Source organism: Blautia glucerasea, from assembly GCF_020537505.1.
In the GTDB taxonomy this organism is placed as follows: domain Bacteria; phylum Bacillota; class Clostridia; order Lachnospirales; family Lachnospiraceae; genus Blautia_A.
The window spans coordinates 1-960 of the sequence record NZ_JAJBMO010000080.1 but is presented as its reverse complement, the minus strand read 5'-3'; the positions used below and the strand labels follow the sequence as shown (position 1 = coordinate 960).

Sequence of the window (960 nt, the reverse complement as noted above, 5' to 3'; positions counted from 1 at the left end):
GGAATCTGATTGAAAAAGCAAAGGAAGTGTGCGGCACCGATCTGGATGCTTCGGCAGTGTGGATCAAGCAGCAGCTCTTCTATATGACACCGGAGGATGTCCTCCAATTCCACAATCTTGTTTACAGTTACCGGGATGCGGCTTATAAGTACGGCTTATGGACAGCGGCAGGTATTATGATGGAAGCAGGGTGCAGTGATGACAGTTTTTCTGATTTTCGGATGTGGCTGATCGCCCAGGGAAAAGAAGTTTATCTGAATGCCTTAAAAGATCCGGATTCCCTTTCCGGCGTGACTCCGTATGGGTACTGTAGTTTTGAAGCGTTGGGATACATCTCATCGCAGGTCTACAGTGCCATGAAAGGGAAAAATATCTATCAGGACAGTACGGCAAGAATGCAGATGGAATGTTATGAGCAGGTGATCCGGGATATTGTGTACCATCCCATGATCGAGTATCCGCTGGAATTACCGGAAGCAATGGTGGTATATCCGAAACTCTGTGAATGCCATTTGTCTGAGCAGGTAAGGAAAGCTCCTCAGAAAGTAAGGACATGGAATGTTTCCCGGACGGATATCCGAAGGATGATGGCAAGAGGGAATGCTGCCATAAAGAAAATGCAGGAACAGGGACAGAATACACCGGAAGCGACCAGACCCGTCCGTAAGGGTACGGTAAGATAAGCTTTCTGGCAAGGAGAAGTAATGTGTTATAAAAATGAATATCAGAAAAGGGCACATGGCGAAGTGGAACAGATCTTTCGGGAGCTGCTCCCGGAAGCCGGGCTTCATGTAAGGGAAGAACAGATCCGTCTCTGCCATGAAATGCTGGATGCCCTTATGAAAAATGAAATCACGCTCTGTGATGCAGGAGTCGGCATCGGAAAGACCTATGCCTATCTGACAGCCTGCATCCTGATGCGGAAATATAGTGTACTGCATTCCGGTTATTCGGGATGTG

Annotated in this window: 1 protein-coding gene and 1 pseudogene; both read left to right on the top strand. The window is 47.6% G+C overall.

The features are described from left to right. The coding region (locus LIQ05_RS19290) for a DUF4240 domain-containing protein (protein WP_226822927.1) at window positions 1–683 on the top strand (683 nt) is incomplete at its 5' end. A gap of 21 nt (window positions 684–704) precedes the next feature. After that, window positions 705–960: pseudogene (locus tag LIQ05_RS19285) on the top strand (ATP-dependent DNA helicase); the annotation flags it as partial.